Source organism: Sporosarcina oncorhynchi (assembly GCF_033304615.1).
Classification (GTDB): Bacteria; Bacillota; Bacilli; order Bacillales_A; family Planococcaceae; genus Sporosarcina; species Sporosarcina oncorhynchi.
In genome coordinates this window covers 1,995,622-2,009,231 of the sequence record NZ_CP129118.1, presented here as the reverse complement: position 1 = coordinate 2,009,231, position 13,610 = coordinate 1,995,622, and the positions used below count along the sequence as shown (strand labels likewise).

Annotated in this window: 16 protein-coding genes; 13 read left to right on the top strand and 3 right to left on the bottom strand. The window is 41.9% G+C overall.

Going from position 1 to position 13,610, the window contains the following annotated elements; genetic code table 11:
- Positions 1 to 49 precede the first annotated feature (49 nt).
- Entirely contained in the window at positions 50 to 322 is a 273-nt protein-coding gene (locus QWT69_RS09660; RefSeq protein ID WP_317965168.1) for a YlbG family protein, read from the top strand.
- 25 nt (positions 323 to 347) lie between these two features.
- Here the strand turns inward: QWT69_RS09660 and QWT69_RS09655 are convergent, their stop codons facing one another.
- The gene (locus QWT69_RS09655) at positions 348 to 779 is read right to left on the bottom strand and encodes a DUF7147 family protein (RefSeq protein ID WP_317965166.1); all 432 of its coding nucleotides are present in this window, start codon (positions 777 to 779) and stop codon (positions 348 to 350) included.
- Between the two features lie 51 nt (positions 780 to 830).
- Here QWT69_RS09655 and QWT69_RS09650 point away from each other — a divergent pair, with 51 nt between their 5' ends.
- The 3 genes from QWT69_RS09650 to coaD are packed head-to-tail and all read left to right on the top strand — an operon-like array spanning position 831 to position 3,286.
- Entirely contained in the window at positions 831 to 2,249 is a 1,419-nt protein-coding gene (locus QWT69_RS09650; RefSeq protein ID WP_317965164.1) for a hypothetical protein, read from the top strand.
- Positions 2,246 to 2,794: a 16S rRNA (guanine(966)-N(2))-methyltransferase RsmD gene (gene rsmD, locus QWT69_RS09645; RefSeq protein ID WP_317965162.1), complete on the top strand. Its 549-nt coding sequence runs from the start codon at positions 2,246 to 2,248 to the stop codon at positions 2,792 to 2,794. Before QWT69_RS09650 ends, rsmD begins: the two co-directional genes overlap by 4 nt.
- A 9-nt stretch (positions 2,795 to 2,803) precedes the next feature.
- Positions 2,804 to 3,286 carry a pantetheine-phosphate adenylyltransferase gene (gene coaD / locus QWT69_RS09640; RefSeq protein WP_317965160.1) on the top strand — a complete coding sequence of 161 codons (483 nt, stop codon included), beginning with the start codon at positions 2,804 to 2,806 and terminating at the stop codon, positions 3,284 to 3,286.
- A 349-nt stretch (positions 3,287 to 3,635) separates the two neighbouring features.
- On the opposite strand, the gene QWT69_RS09635 is transcribed toward coaD, so the two are convergent.
- On the bottom strand, positions 3,636 to 4,568 hold the full coding sequence (locus tag QWT69_RS09635) for a hypothetical protein (protein ID WP_317965158.1): 933 nt from the start codon (positions 4,566 to 4,568) through the stop codon (positions 3,636 to 3,638).
- A gap of 164 nt (positions 4,569 to 4,732) precedes the next feature.
- Here QWT69_RS09635 and QWT69_RS09630 point away from each other — a divergent pair, with 164 nt between their 5' ends.
- Positions 4,733 to 5,761, top strand: coding sequence for a SepM family pheromone-processing serine protease (locus QWT69_RS09630; protein WP_317971023.1), 1,029 nt, complete (start codon positions 4,733 to 4,735; stop codon positions 5,759 to 5,761).
- Here QWT69_RS09630 and QWT69_RS09625 read toward each other — a convergent pair.
- Positions 5,734 to 6,954, bottom strand: a complete 1,221-nt coding sequence (locus QWT69_RS09625; protein ID WP_317965156.1) for a nucleotidyltransferase — start codon at positions 6,952 to 6,954, stop codon at positions 5,734 to 5,736. The two genes, QWT69_RS09630 and QWT69_RS09625, sit on opposite strands and share 28 nt — an antisense overlap.
- Before the next feature lie 127 nt (positions 6,955 to 7,081).
- Between QWT69_RS09625 and QWT69_RS09620 the strand changes: the two genes are divergently transcribed.
- The 8 genes from QWT69_RS09620 (at position 7,082) to QWT69_RS09585 (ending at position 13,534) form a co-directional block, all read left to right on the top strand.
- Positions 7,082 to 7,615, top strand: a complete 534-nt coding sequence (locus tag QWT69_RS09620) for a YceD family protein (protein WP_317965154.1) — start codon at positions 7,082 to 7,084, stop codon at positions 7,613 to 7,615.
- A 22-nt stretch (positions 7,616 to 7,637) separates the two neighbouring features.
- Complete coding sequence (rpmF, locus tag QWT69_RS09615; RefSeq protein WP_317965152.1) at positions 7,638 to 7,811, top strand: 50S ribosomal protein L32; 174 nt, start codon at positions 7,638 to 7,640, stop codon at positions 7,809 to 7,811.
- Between the two features lie 272 nt (positions 7,812 to 8,083).
- Entirely contained in the window at positions 8,084 to 8,842 is a 759-nt protein-coding gene (locus tag QWT69_RS09610) for an enoyl-CoA hydratase/isomerase family protein (RefSeq protein ID WP_317965150.1), read from the top strand.
- Between the two features lie 158 nt (positions 8,843 to 9,000).
- Positions 9,001 to 10,356: an acetyl-CoA carboxylase biotin carboxylase subunit gene (locus tag QWT69_RS09605; protein ID WP_317965148.1), complete on the top strand. Its 1,356-nt coding sequence runs from the start codon at positions 9,001 to 9,003 to the stop codon at positions 10,354 to 10,356.
- A 1-nt stretch (position 10,357) separates the two neighbouring features.
- The gene (locus QWT69_RS09600) at positions 10,358 to 10,573 is read left to right on the top strand and encodes a biotin/lipoyl-binding carrier protein (protein WP_317965146.1); all 216 of its coding nucleotides are present in this window, start codon (positions 10,358 to 10,360) and stop codon (positions 10,571 to 10,573) included.
- Between the two features lie 56 nt (positions 10,574 to 10,629).
- Positions 10,630 to 12,180, top strand: a complete 1,551-nt coding sequence (locus tag QWT69_RS09595; protein ID WP_317965144.1) for an acyl-CoA carboxylase subunit beta — start codon at positions 10,630 to 10,632, stop codon at positions 12,178 to 12,180.
- Positions 12,181 to 12,244: 64 nt separating this feature from the next.
- Complete coding sequence (locus QWT69_RS09590) at positions 12,245 to 13,135, top strand: ketopantoate reductase family protein (RefSeq protein WP_317965142.1); 891 nt, start codon at positions 12,245 to 12,247, stop codon at positions 13,133 to 13,135.
- A 9-nt stretch (positions 13,136 to 13,144) separates the two neighbouring features.
- Complete coding sequence (locus QWT69_RS09585; protein WP_317965140.1) at positions 13,145 to 13,534, top strand: DUF3397 domain-containing protein; 390 nt, start codon at positions 13,145 to 13,147, stop codon at positions 13,532 to 13,534.
- Positions 13,535 to 13,610: the final 76 nt, after the last annotated feature.

The window sequence follows — 13,610 nt, the reverse complement described above, 5'->3', positions numbered from 1 at the left end:
CCCATTTCTCACATATGGTATTGTATGTGGTAGGAAAGAGGGGGAAATCATGATTGATCGACAAGGTATTATTGTTTATCTCCATCATTTGAAACAAGCTAAATCATTAAGAAAATATGGTCACGTCCATTACATTTCCAGAAAGATGAAATATGTTGTCCTATATGCAGACCAAGCCGATGTGGCTGACAATATCCGTAAAATTGAACGGCTTCCATCTGTGAAGAAAGTATTACCGTCATTTAGGCCTTTTGTGAAGACAGAATATGAAAATGTAAAGCCTGACAAAGCAAAAGAATATGATTATAAAATCGGATTATAGGAATTCAAACATAATCTTTGACGTTTCACTGCAACGGCGGCACAAGATTATTCAATCTCAGAATTCCGGTTATGTATTGGAAATATAATCGAGTGTCTGCGAATTCTGAAGAATGCTTGACGCTGATTGGTACTGGTATATTACCGTATTCGGCGGCTGCCTGTTCAAAGAGCAACGTCCGCTTGGATTTTTGTCCGACTTCTTCTTTAATACCTTCTCTGCAAATGTAAACGGGCATGAAATTGCTGTTGTTTGCTGGCTTGAACGTTGCGGCGAGCGAAATTGCCTGCTTTCCATTGATCTCTGAAGAGAATATGAACGTGCGGTGTAAGCGATGTTGATTCGTCTTCAAAAGCTCTAGCAATTCATAGACGTCTCCATAACCTTCACCAAGCTCGATAAAATACTGTTGCAACATCTTTTGCACGACCCTTCTATTTCGGAATACTGTCATCATAACATAAATATTTTAGTCCTTTTAATTATCCCTTGCAATGAGGTGCAATCGTTGAAAATAATTATACGAACGGTTTTTCTGCTGGCGATTATAAATATCGTACTCTTATATATGCATTATAGCCAATTGGCTGATGCAAGTGAGGATCCTGCAAAGAAATCCAAGTACAGCCAGGAAATAGAAGTTATAAACCGCGTGGATGAACTTATTGTGCGTCATCATTTCAATAAATTGGACACAAGTCGCCACGAAATCGTTTTGCCTGTCGGCAGTAAAGATCCTTCCTGTTATATGGAGACTGAATCAGCCTGCACAAGAATAAATGAGAACACAACTGCTTTCCTCGAAGGGGATGGCGATCAACAGTCCATTTCTTATATTATTCCAAAACAAGGCGAGTTAGGTTCACGAAAGCTTTTCAAAGCACCATTTGCTTCTTTGCGAAATGAAAGGGTTATGTCTACAATTCTTCATATTACGGATGAAACGAATACTGGTGGAATGTGGATTAGTGGACTACAACTGGTTGGCAGTAAAAAGTTGGACATGATTGAGTATTCATTATTTACTGGCACAGGACAAGTGACTGATCTATATTGGCAGCGAAATGCTTTGCCACTCACTTTTGAAGGCTCTCATATATCGATATACGGGAATGATGCCGATGCGGGACTTGTTGCTGTAATGACCGATAATTTGGAGCAATTAAAAGCAAATCATGTCGATATGGTGTTCGACGGCACAAGTAAATCGCTGGAATCCGACCGGATGATTATCACATCAGGCAACAAGTCTTCAGTCTATATCGAAGCTGTGCGTAAATCGATTCGCACGCAGTATATGATTCCTTCCAATGAATACATTACAGCTGATTTAGTCTCATCTTTATTACTCGAGAAACCGGCTGGTGGAAAGAAGTCCAATTCCGCCTATCAAGAACTAGTCTCTGTATTAACACCTTCACAGTCGAATTCCTTAAAAATAGATTTGGAGGAAAGACGGGGAAGTAAGGTAGACGCCATTGTCCTTGATGAAATGATCGGAACGAATACAGGGAAACACACTTCCTTTGTTCAAAAAAATGTTGAAGCAGTCTATCCGCTCCTATTTGAAGAATCGCGCGAAGTGCTTGTTGGCGGTGAACGTGTAGATGGGTTAAATGTGATTGTCAAAGGTGGACGGACATTGTATCCAGCTGATAAAGTACTCGGTCAATTGGGATATTCAGTTTCTTCGAATAATCGATCACTCTATATTGAAAACGAAACTGACAAACTCAGATTTTCATTAAGAGACCCATTTTATGTCTTACATGAAAAAAGACATACATTGAGGGAAACTCCTTTTGAATTGATAGGGGATGACTATTACTTTGAAGAAGATGCGCTAAGGCGTATATTCCAGTTATCCATACAAAAGTCTGATGATATAATCACTGTGACATCATTGAAGAGAGGGAATTCCGAATGAGAGTCGTAGCAGGTACAAGAAAAGGTACAACATTAAAGTCCATAGCGGGTAGTGAAACACGTCCGACTTCCGACAAAGTGAAAGAGTCCTTATTTAATATGATTGGCCCTTATTTTGATGGAGGGGTCGTCGCTGAGCTTTTTGGCGGCAGTGGATCTCTCTCGATTGAATCATTGTCTAGAGGAACGGAAAAAGCTTATATTTTTGAAAAAAATCCACGCGCCTGCTCGGTCATCCGGGAAAATGTTGCAAAATGCCGTTTGGAAGAGTCTGTAGAAATTGTAAAAGCAGATGCTAGAAATGCCGTCAAGACACTGCAAGCAAGAGACGTGGATATCGATCTGTTATTCATAGACCCACCTTACGCGGAAGTGAAGTACTATGAATTAGCTGAAGCGTTTGTGGCAGCTGGTTTATTATCCGAGAGCGCAATCATCGTGTGCGAACATGAGAAGCAATTGACATTGCCTGAGCAATTCGGACCGTATGTGAAAACCAAAAACCCTATTTATGGAAACATTGCAATATCCATTTATATGAAATGAGGTAATACCGTGAAAAAGATAGCAGTAGTGCCCGGTAGTTTCGATCCAATTACAAATGGTCATCTCGATATTATCGAACGTGCATCCAGAGTTTTTCCTGAAGTAAGAGTCGCAGTAATGAACAATTCATCGAAGAATTCCCTATTTACTGTGGAAGAACGTATGGACTTGATTAGTACAGTAACAGCAAAATTTCCGAATGTCCGGGTAGAATCATCAACGGGTCTGTTAATTGATTATGCTAAATCTGTCGGAGCATCGGTCATAGTCAGGGGGTTACGTGCAATATCGGACTTTGAATACGAAATGCAAATCACCTCAATGAACCGCATGTTGGACGAGTCAATCGAAACATTTTTTGTTATGACGAAGAACCAATACTCATTTTTAAGCTCTAGTATCGTGAAAGAAGTTGCACGTTATGGAGGCGATATTTCGGCACTTGTGCCTGCTGAAGTTGAAAAAGCATTGGCTAATAAATATCGGAAATAGAATAATGCTCAGTACATAATAAACAGAATCAAGCTGGGACATAACATACAAAAAGCGTAAAGGAAATAATTCTTTACGCTTTTTGTATGTTTATTGTTAGCAAATACTTTTTAGAACGTCAGAGTGCTCCGGAGTGGAAAAAGGCCGACTCCTGCGAAAGCTATTACGAAGAACAGTTTTTGAGAGCGGGGAGAGATGCCTTAATTTCTGTAAAAGACGCAGAAATTAAGGCGAATCGGACTCTTCGTGATCTGATTGGCTCAAGCGCGCCTGCGGAAAGAGTGCCTTTTGGAGCGCAGGGAAACAGGCTGTATTTTAGTTTTTTCTCAGCCTCATTTTTTATATATTGTTACAAAAGTACATATAAAATAGCCGGAACCGCAACAACACTAAATGCACGGCTGAAAACATACGGTATCATCGGGACATTAGCACTTTTGCCGATGACAAATACTTGCATATGGATGCTTAGTCCATTTAACGAAATGATTGCGGCAATCATATAAGGGAATACTGGGTGCGTAAAGAAGTGATCTGCAGCGGATTGTACACCGGAAGTCATTTCAAAAATAGCTAGCAGAACCGTCTTGGTAATTCCTAGATCAATGGTGAAAGCAGATGTGATGACCGATGTTAAAACATTGCCGACGGATGAAAAGAAAATGACAGTTGTCGCGACAAGAATGATGACGGAAGAACTTTCTTTTATAGAATCTAAAAATGGCGAGCTATTGAGTTTTAGGTTTGTCAAAACAGCACGATTCTCGTCTTTATTCCCATTATTCGTCAACGAAAACAAAGCAAAAAGGAAAAAGAGAAGATTTGCGATATGGATTGAAGCGAGCAATTTCCATCCTACGCTCACATCGCCAAGCAATTCAGTACCTACGAATCCTATTATAAACATAGGACCTGGTGCATGGCACGCAGCGAGGAGATATCCACTTTCCCTTCTGGTCAGTTCACCATTTTTCAGCATTTCAGAAACGGTAACGGCTCCTACCGGAAAACCCCCGAATGAGCCTAATATATAGGCTTTCAAAAAACGTTTCCAGTTACGGGTGGTTTTTCCCGATGATGGTATTTTTAACAGCCATTGCGTCAATATAATATAAGGTAGCAGATAGGGAAGCAAAGCGTGAACGAATAATTGTGCTCCCGCTTCAGCGCCGTCATGAGCGATACCTGGCTGTAAAATGAATAGAAAAATCAAACCCCATATTATTGCAATACTGATCATAGAATCAATGGATGCTGATTTCTGCTGCGGATAATCAATCATGCTCCTCCTTTTAAAATCAATTACACATCTGCTGTCGTTTTTTCTTTATTATGGATTTTCTAGGTGGTACACTTACTAACAGTGTTTAAGAAGAAAATGCAAGCTTGTCATCATATATATGTATAACGAGTACAGGCTATTAACGGAGGTGCGTCGGCTTGAAAATGAAAAAGCTCGGTTTGTATACTGTTGCATTGGTTTTCATCGCATTTTTATTTCTTTACCCACTGGATGCTTATGTGTCTAAACCAGGAGGTGCTTATGATTTGGCACCGATTGTGGAAGTAGTAGGTGGAGATGAAGATGATGTAGGATCGTTCAGTCTTATGACGATTTCCATTGGAAAAGCAACCCCGCTAGCCTATGTCATGTCGAACTTTTCGAGTAAGATGAAAATCCTGCCAATCAATAGAGTCCGCCGGGAAGGTGAGAATGACAAAGAATATAATATCCGTCAGAAAAAGCTGATGTCAGACTCGCAGTTCAATGCCATTACGGTCGCTTTCGACAGAGTGGGTATACCAGTAGATATCGTTTATGATGGCGTATTTGTTGCAGCAATCGTGGAAGGCGGTGCAGCGGATGGAAAACTTCAAGCTGGTGATAAGATCCGTCAAGTTGACGAAATTGTCCTCAAGGAATCGGGTGAGTTTGCAGAGCTCATCTCTACCAAAAAGGAAGGCGATACAATTAAAGTTACTGTGGAACGCGGTTCAAAACAAGTCGATGTGGAATTGACATTAAGTGAGATACCGAAGTCAGATGGAAAAGTAGGACTGGGTGTCCAATTTCAGGAAGACAGGGAGCTGACAACAAATCCTGAAGTGAAGATGAACACAGCTGAAATCGGTGGTCCATCGGCAGGTTTAATGTTCACGTTAGAAATCATGAATCAGCTACTTGATGAGGATCTCACGAAAGGATATATGATTGCAGGAACAGGAGAAATGTTGCCCGATGGAACCGTTGGCCGTATAGGGGGAGCTGATTTCAAAGTTATTGCAGCCGACCGCGAAGGTGTGGAAATATTTTTTGCGCCGGATGATGAATTGAACGGGATGACCTCTGGCATTAAGACAAACTATGAGGAAGCTGTAGAAATGGGCAAGAAAATAGGCACGAAAATGAAAATCGTGCCTGTTAAAACAGTTGATGACGCTTTGGCTTATTTGAAAGAATTGGAAGAGAAGTGATTTCCGATAATTGGTGATGTGGTGTAGTCTAGTCCTGTCATCTGTCCAGTTGCCAAAGCGTAAATGCTAGAAGCGTGGATATCCATATCCAATGAAGGATCGGAAAAAGAGGCTGCTTTGCTGATTAAAGGCAAATGCAGGCTTTTTTTCTTTTCATTGAGATAAGCTCTTCCTTCATTCGTCATACCAAGAAGTCGTAAATAAGATGGGGTATGCATCGAATCACGCATATTATAGGTGAAACCGGTAAGTATATGAGTGAGCATACGCTGAATGCGTGTCCATGTATAGCGCTTTGATTTGACTGTCTCCATAAACGGCTGGTATGAAGAATGATCCTTAGCAGCTTTATAAATTAGATTTTCAATACCTTCTGTAATGTCTGCGATGTGAGCTAGTTTCTCTGGACCTTCACGTAAGATGATGAAGCGTAAATAAGGATAAAAGCTTTCCCAGTTTCCGAACTTCAACCCGGCTTCTTGCCATTCGTCTAGCAGTTCCCCTGTTGTAGCAGGAACAAAATCCATTACTTCTTTGAGGCTCGATGTGGAGAAGTAGGATTTCCGGATACCTGTTGCGCTTGCAATCTCACCGAGCTCTAATGAATCTTTATGGTAGTCCGCGCCGAGCCGTTGTATTGTAGAAGGCATTATGTCCGAACCGATTGTCATGGCGGCTTGCATATAATGAAAGCCTAAAATGTTATTCGGTTTTGATAAATCAGCGCCTCCTAACCCTCTTTCCCTAATTGTCTCATAGGCTTTGTTTAGGGCTTTCGGATAACTCGTCCCTTCTTGGATTGCCTGCTTGACTGTAAATTCGTACGTATCTCTAGAGCTATCAATGTTTTTCAAACTTTGTTTAAAAACGCCAATATCGCCTTCTTCGCTTCCGAAACAGAAGGCCGTACAACCCGCCGCATCTAGTAAGCGAATAGCCCCTTCAGCGAAAACAGGCGCATGGCCGGTTGCATATCGATAAGGCAGTTCGAATAGGAGATCGACACCTGTAGCAAGAGCCATTTTCGTTCGGGTCCATTTATCGACGAAAGCAGGTTCTCCCCGTTGAAGGAAATTTCCGCTCATAACGGCAATAATGATATCTGAACCAGTTACCTTTTTTGCTTGTTGTGCATGGTAGACATGACCGTTATGCAGAGGATTGTATTCGACTACAATGCCTGTCGCTTTCATTCTGCTCACCCCTTCGATATAATCTACTTGCATTATACGTTGATGCGATTTAGGTGACAAGAAAATATCTTGACATCCCTTTTTATCCATTATATAATCAACAGTGTTGTCTTGAGGTGATATAGACGTGAAATGGTCGATTCATCAACTACAGAAATACAGACAAGGTGCTATGCCGCTTGACGAAGCGGTGAACCTTGACTCCGTTAAAAAACGGAACCCGGAAATCCGGGATATCAAGCCTGTCTACGTAACAGGTAGCTGTGTGATCGGTTCGAAAAAATTGACTTGTCATTTTCATCTTGAAGGTGTGATGACGTTGCCGTGTTCCCGAACGTGGGAAGATGTTGACTATCCATTTTCAATTGAAACGGACGAGCAATTCAGTTGGGACGAGACAGTTCTTGCTGCGGATGATACGATTCACCCCGTTATCGGGGAAGTTGTAGATCCGACCCCTGTTTTTGAGGAGTTAATTCTACTCGAAGTGCCCTTGCAGATTATCAGCGAAAAAGCTGAAGATATGACAAGTGCGGAAGGGAAAGGCTGGTCGTATACAACTGATGAAGAATACGAGGCATTGCAACTTGAAGAAAAGAAAAAGAAAGTTGATCCGCGATTAGCAGGATTAGCCGAATTTTTCGATTCTGATAAGAAATAGGCGATTATAAGGAGGTGCCCAAATGGCAGTACCAAAAAGAAGAACTTCAAAAACTTCAAAAAGACTTCGTCGTACACATTACAAACTACAAGTTCCAGGCATGACAACTTGCGGTAATTGTGGCGAAATTAAATTGGCACACCGCATTTGTAAATCTTGCGGTCATTACAAAGGAAAAGACGTAGTAGGAGAATAATTCAGATTTCCCTACTCAAAAACCACCGCGAGGCCATGGCTCCGGTGGTTTTTTGTATACCCAAAAGCGGAGGGCGCTTGCTCAGATGTGACAGGCATAAGACAGGTATGCGAAACGGCGCCCTTTGCCGTGCAGCAGGCCTGCCTTATGACCCGAGCATCTAGCGCCCGTAGCTGGACGTACAAAAGCGGAAGCGGCCGTTCAGATGCAGCAGGACTGTCTTATGTCCCAAGCATCTGTCCAATGTAGTTAAACCAAAAGGAGGTAATCACATGGCGTACAAAATGAATTTTAGTGAAGGGATTGCTACTTTCACAATTGATCGGCCTGCAATGCGAAATGCAGTCAATTATGAAGTGATGGATGGCTTAGAAGAGTTCTTAGAGAAAGTTGAGAAGGACGGGGAAATCGCTTTTGTTGTGATTACAGGAAGTGGAGACCGTGCATTTTGTTCAGGTGGAGATCTTTCTGAGTTCCACGGTTTCCGCACAATGCAAGAAGCTTATCCGATGCTCAGCAAAATGGCTGGTTTATTATACAGATTATCTACTTTGCCTATGCCAGTTATCGCACTTGTCAACGGAACTGCAGTAGGAGGGGGTTGTGAAATCGCTTCAGCGTGCGATTACAGAGTCTTAGCGTCTTCGGCGAAGGCGGGGTTCATCCAAGGTACTCTCGCGATCACAAGCGGTTGGGGAGGTGCTACGCAACTGTTTGAAAAACTCGATAGACATGATTTGGTATTGAAATTATTGTCGGAAGCCAAAATACATACTGCTCAAGAACTAAAAGAAATTGGCTGGGCAACTGAAATACTAGAAGGAGATGCCGAGGTTGGTTTGCAAAAATTCATGAAACGTATGAAATCCATTCATCCTGATGTCCATAAAGCGTACAAAAAACTGTCCATTGCAAATTGGACGCACAACGAAATGCGCGAACGCATGATAGAGGAAGCAAGACAATGTGCACAGTTATGGGAAAGTGAAGCTCATCATCTAGCTGTGGCCAAGTTTTTGAATGGAAAATGAGTAGTTTTTAATGTTAATTGGAATCCATCTGTAAGTGAATACGTTAGAGAATGTACATTTAATTCTATGAAAATCGACAAATAGTTGAAAACGGTTTCATTCATCGTTTAAACTGTAGATGTGGAGAAATTCAATTCAAGCAACTTGGGGGTAACAATATGGATAAAATACTAATCGCGAATCGTGGGGAAATCGCGCTTAGAATCATGCGTACGTGTAAGAAACTAGGCATTCAGACCGTTGCTGTCTTTTCAGAAGCGGACGAGCATATGCCGTTTGTGAGGGGAGCGGACGCATCTTTTCTTATCGGACCTGGTCCAGTTCAGCAATCGTATCTTAAAGCGGATGATATCATTGACATTGCAATAAGAGAAAAAGTCGATGCTATCCATCCAGGATACGGTCTATTATCCGAAAATGCAGCATTTGCTCGTAAAATTGAAGAAGCAGGCCTAATTTTCATAGGACCGGATGCAGATACGATTGAATTAATGGGGGATAAGATTGCTTCACGGACAAAAATGAAAGATGCTGGCGTGCCGGTAGTACCAGGAACGGATGCGGGAGTCGCTTCTCTTGAAGAAGCAATTGAAGCGGCAGAAGAAATCGGTTATCCGATCATGTTAAAAGCGAGTGCCGGTGGCGGAGGCATTGGAATGGTTTGCTGTGAAAATGAGCAAGCGCTCAGTCAACATTTTCAATCCGTCAAGACGAGAGCCAAAGCTTATTTTGGCGATGATGTCGTTTTTCTAGAAAAATTCATCGATAAAGCCCGTCATATCGAAGTGCAGATTTTTGGTGACTCCAAAGGGAACATCGTTCATTTATTCGAACGCAACTGTTCCGTACAGAGAAGGAATCAGAAAGTGATTGAAGAATCGCCTTCGCCAGCTTTGTCCGATGATGTGAAAAACCGCTTGCATGCAGCTGCTGTAGCTGCGGCTGAAGCAGTTAATTATCGAAATGCGGGTACAGTGGAATTTATTTTATCAAACAATGATGAATTCTATTTCCTTGAAATGAACACACGTCTGCAAGTGGAACACCCGGTGACGGAAGAAGTAACAGGGTTCGATCTAGTCCAATGGCAAATTGAAGTTGCACGAGGAAACGAATTGCCTTGCACTTCGCAATCTGACATACACTCGAATGGTCATGCAATTGAATATCGTATCTATGCAGAAGACCCGAAAACGTTTTTGCCTTCACCAGGAACGATTACAACGTTGTCGTATGAAGAATTCGAAGGCGTGCGGATAGATAGAGGATATGATGAAGGTGGAAAAGTTACACCATTTTATGATCCGATGATTGCTAAAGTGATTATTCATGGAACTCAACGACAAGAAGCAATTGACAAATCTAAGAAGTTCTTTGAAACGCTAACAATTGATGGGGTAAAAACGAATATACCACTCTTTGAAGAATTCGTAGATTCAACTGAATTCGGAAAAGGTGACTATAATACGGATGTATTGCCACAATGGTTAAAAAAGAAAAAGGAGGAAATTTAATATGACACAATTAAAAGCAGCAATGGCAGGAACGGTATTTACAGTAAATGTAGCTGAAGGGGAAGAAGTGCGGGCTGGCCAAGTAATCATCGTATTGGAATCAATGAAAATGGAAATTCCTGTAGAAACGGACACTGCTGGAAAAGTAGCCTCCATCAACGTACAAGTGGGCGATTTTGTGAACGAAGAAGATGTCCTTGCTGTAATAGAAGCATAATATAAGCTTGAAATTACATCAGTTTATAAAGGATTGTATGGGGAAGGGGTATACCGATGACTAAACAAGCAGAACAGACTGGATATAATGAAAAGTTGGCGGCGAGAATTGATGAAGTGATGGCTGGTGGTCAGCCGAAATACCATGAAAAACTAAAAGAGCAGAATAAGTTATTCGTGCGCGATCGTCTTCGTCTTCTTTTCGATGATGGTGAGTACCTTGAAGATGGACGATTTGCAAACTGTGAAGCAGGCGATCTTCCTGCAGATGGCGTTGTCACAGCAATGGGGAAAGTAAATGGCCAAACAGTTTGTGTAATGGCGAATGATTCAACTGTCAAAGCGGGTTCATGGGGATCTCGAACAGTTGAAAAGATTATCCGTATTCAAGAAATCGCAGAAAAAAACAAAGTGCCTATGTTGTACTTGGTTGATTCAGCGGGAGCACGTATTACTGATCAGCTTGATATGTTTCCGAATCGCAGAGGAGCAGGAAAGATATTCCACAATCAGGTGAGATTATCGGGTTTCATTCCTCAAATATGTCTATTGTTCGGTCCTTCTGCAGCGGGAGGCGCTTATATACCTGCGTTTTGTGACATCGTTATTATGGTTGAAGGCAATGCATCCATGTATTTAGGTTCCCCACGAATGGCAGAAAAGGTAATCGGGGAAAAAGTTTCGCTCGAAGAAATGGGTGGGGCGAAGATGCACTGTTCGGTCAGCGGTTGTGGTGACGTGCTAGTTTCAAGCGAAGAAGATGCGATCAGTGAAGCACGCCGTTATTTGGAATTCTTCCCAGCCAACTTCAATGAAAAACCTGCACTAAAGGAATCGGTGGCGGCGAAAGTTGGCCGAACGCTTGAAGAAATCATTCCTGAAAATCAAAACGCTCCGTTTGATATGTATGAAGCGATTGATGCGCTAGTGGATGAAGGAACATTCTTTGATGTGAAAAAATTATTTGCTCCTGAACTTATTACCGGACTTGCACGTATCGAAGGCCGACCGGTAGGAATCATTGCAAATCAGCCGAAAGTGAAAGGCGGTGTTCTTTTCGTCGATTCAGCTGATAAAGCGGCGAAGTTCATCAATCTTTGTGACGCTTTCTCAATTCCACTATTATTCTTAGCCGATGTACCAGGATTCATGATTGGAACAAAAGTGGAGCGCGACGGTATTATTCGTCATGGTGCGAAACTCATCATGGCAATGAGTTCAGCTACAGTGCCTAAGATTTCAGTAATTGTCCGTAAAGCTTATGGAGCAGGTCTGTATGCGATGGCTGGTCCTGCATTTGAGCCGGATGTATGTATTGCATTACCGACGGCTCAAATCGCTGTAATGGGGCCAGAAGCTGCAGTCAATGCTGTCTATTCGAATAAAATCGAAGCGATAGAAGATCCGAAAGAAAAAATTGCTTTCGTCCAAGCGAAGCATAAGGAATATAAAGAAGAAATCGATATTTACAAGATGGCATCTGAATTAATCATCGATGAGATAATCGCTCCTTCTGATTTGCGTAAAGTACTTGCAAACCGATTCACTATGTATTCGACAAAAGATCTTCCGATGCCACCAAAAAAACATTCCGTATATCCTGTATAATAGAATGATCGATAGACGAAGGGCGCCTCTGAAAGGGCGCCTTTTTAAAAAGGAGGAATTTCCGATGGAAGTAGTCATTGCAGGGGCAGGTTCTATCGGTCTGTTAATTGGGTCGTATCTTGCTGAAAGTGGATGGAAAGTTACGTTTTTTGTACGAAGAGCTGAGCAGGCGAAGCTGATTCAGTCGCAAGGCATCCAACGGATCAATCAGCCTGATTCGGCGGTAGTTTTTGAAGTGAAGGCTGAAACAGATATTCAACGAGTGTCGAAAGACGTTCCTTGGATTGTTGCTGTAAAGTCAGCTGGTGTCGCATCGATTGTCGATACATTGATTGCACAACAAATAAAGAATCCTATACTTTTCGTGCAGAATGGATTTTCCCATTTTAACCTTGTGAGTAGTACTGCTTTGCCGAATGTCTTTTTTTCAACTGTGGAACATGGAGCTGGACGAATTGATGATAGGACGGTTTCACATAATGGAATTGGGGTGATGAAAATCGCGCCTTATCGTGGCGTAGCAAGTTCTTTTGATGCGCTAAAAAGTAGTTCAACAACTTCGTTTCCTATAGAGTTTGTTGCAGATGCTAGAAAAACGGTGTTTCGAAAAGTTCTTATTAATTGTATGATCAATCCGCTGACTGCCATTCTCCAATTGAAGAATGGTGAATTATTGGTGAATTCTTATGCGAAAACACTTTTTGATCAGTTGTATGATGAAGTACTAAACGCCTTTCCCGAAATGCACTGTGAATTGCCTAAGTCGGCTGTGGAGGAAATCTGCAGGCGTACATGCGACAATGAATCGTCCATGTTGAATGATCGCTTGAAAGGCAGGCCTATGGAAATCGACACCATCGTTTCTGTGCTTTTGCAAATGGCTGAAGAACGCGGAAAAAGAATGCCATTACTGAAAACGTTGGAACAATTACTCTATGCCGTAGATAGGAGTTGACTAGAACTTGTGAAGGTGCTCATTTCATTCGTTACGGGAATCATTGTACTGTTTCCATTTCTCGTCACCGTTTCATTTTTGATCATTATGCGGAAGAGAGGTAAGGCGCCTGCCAGGATGATGGGAAAGGCTGCCGATTGGACGACGCCATTCTTGATCATTTCCGTTTACTTCATCTCGCTGTCGGTTTTTGGAAAAGGATCGGGGTTCGTCTTAAGTGGTGCGATGATTATCATTGCACTCTATTTTGCGACAAAGGAGCGGCTGAAAGAGAAAGAGTTTCAAATGATCCGTTTCATTCATAAGACTTGGCGGATGTATTTTCTACTTTTGGCGATTTCCTATTTAGCGTTGCTGTTTATTGGGATTTCGATGAAAGTTATGGAATATGTAAAATGAGATAAGCTAGACCAGGTTAGTAAGCGTATGTTTTTCCTACGGTGATCGAGGATGATATACTCTGTTCAAACCAGTA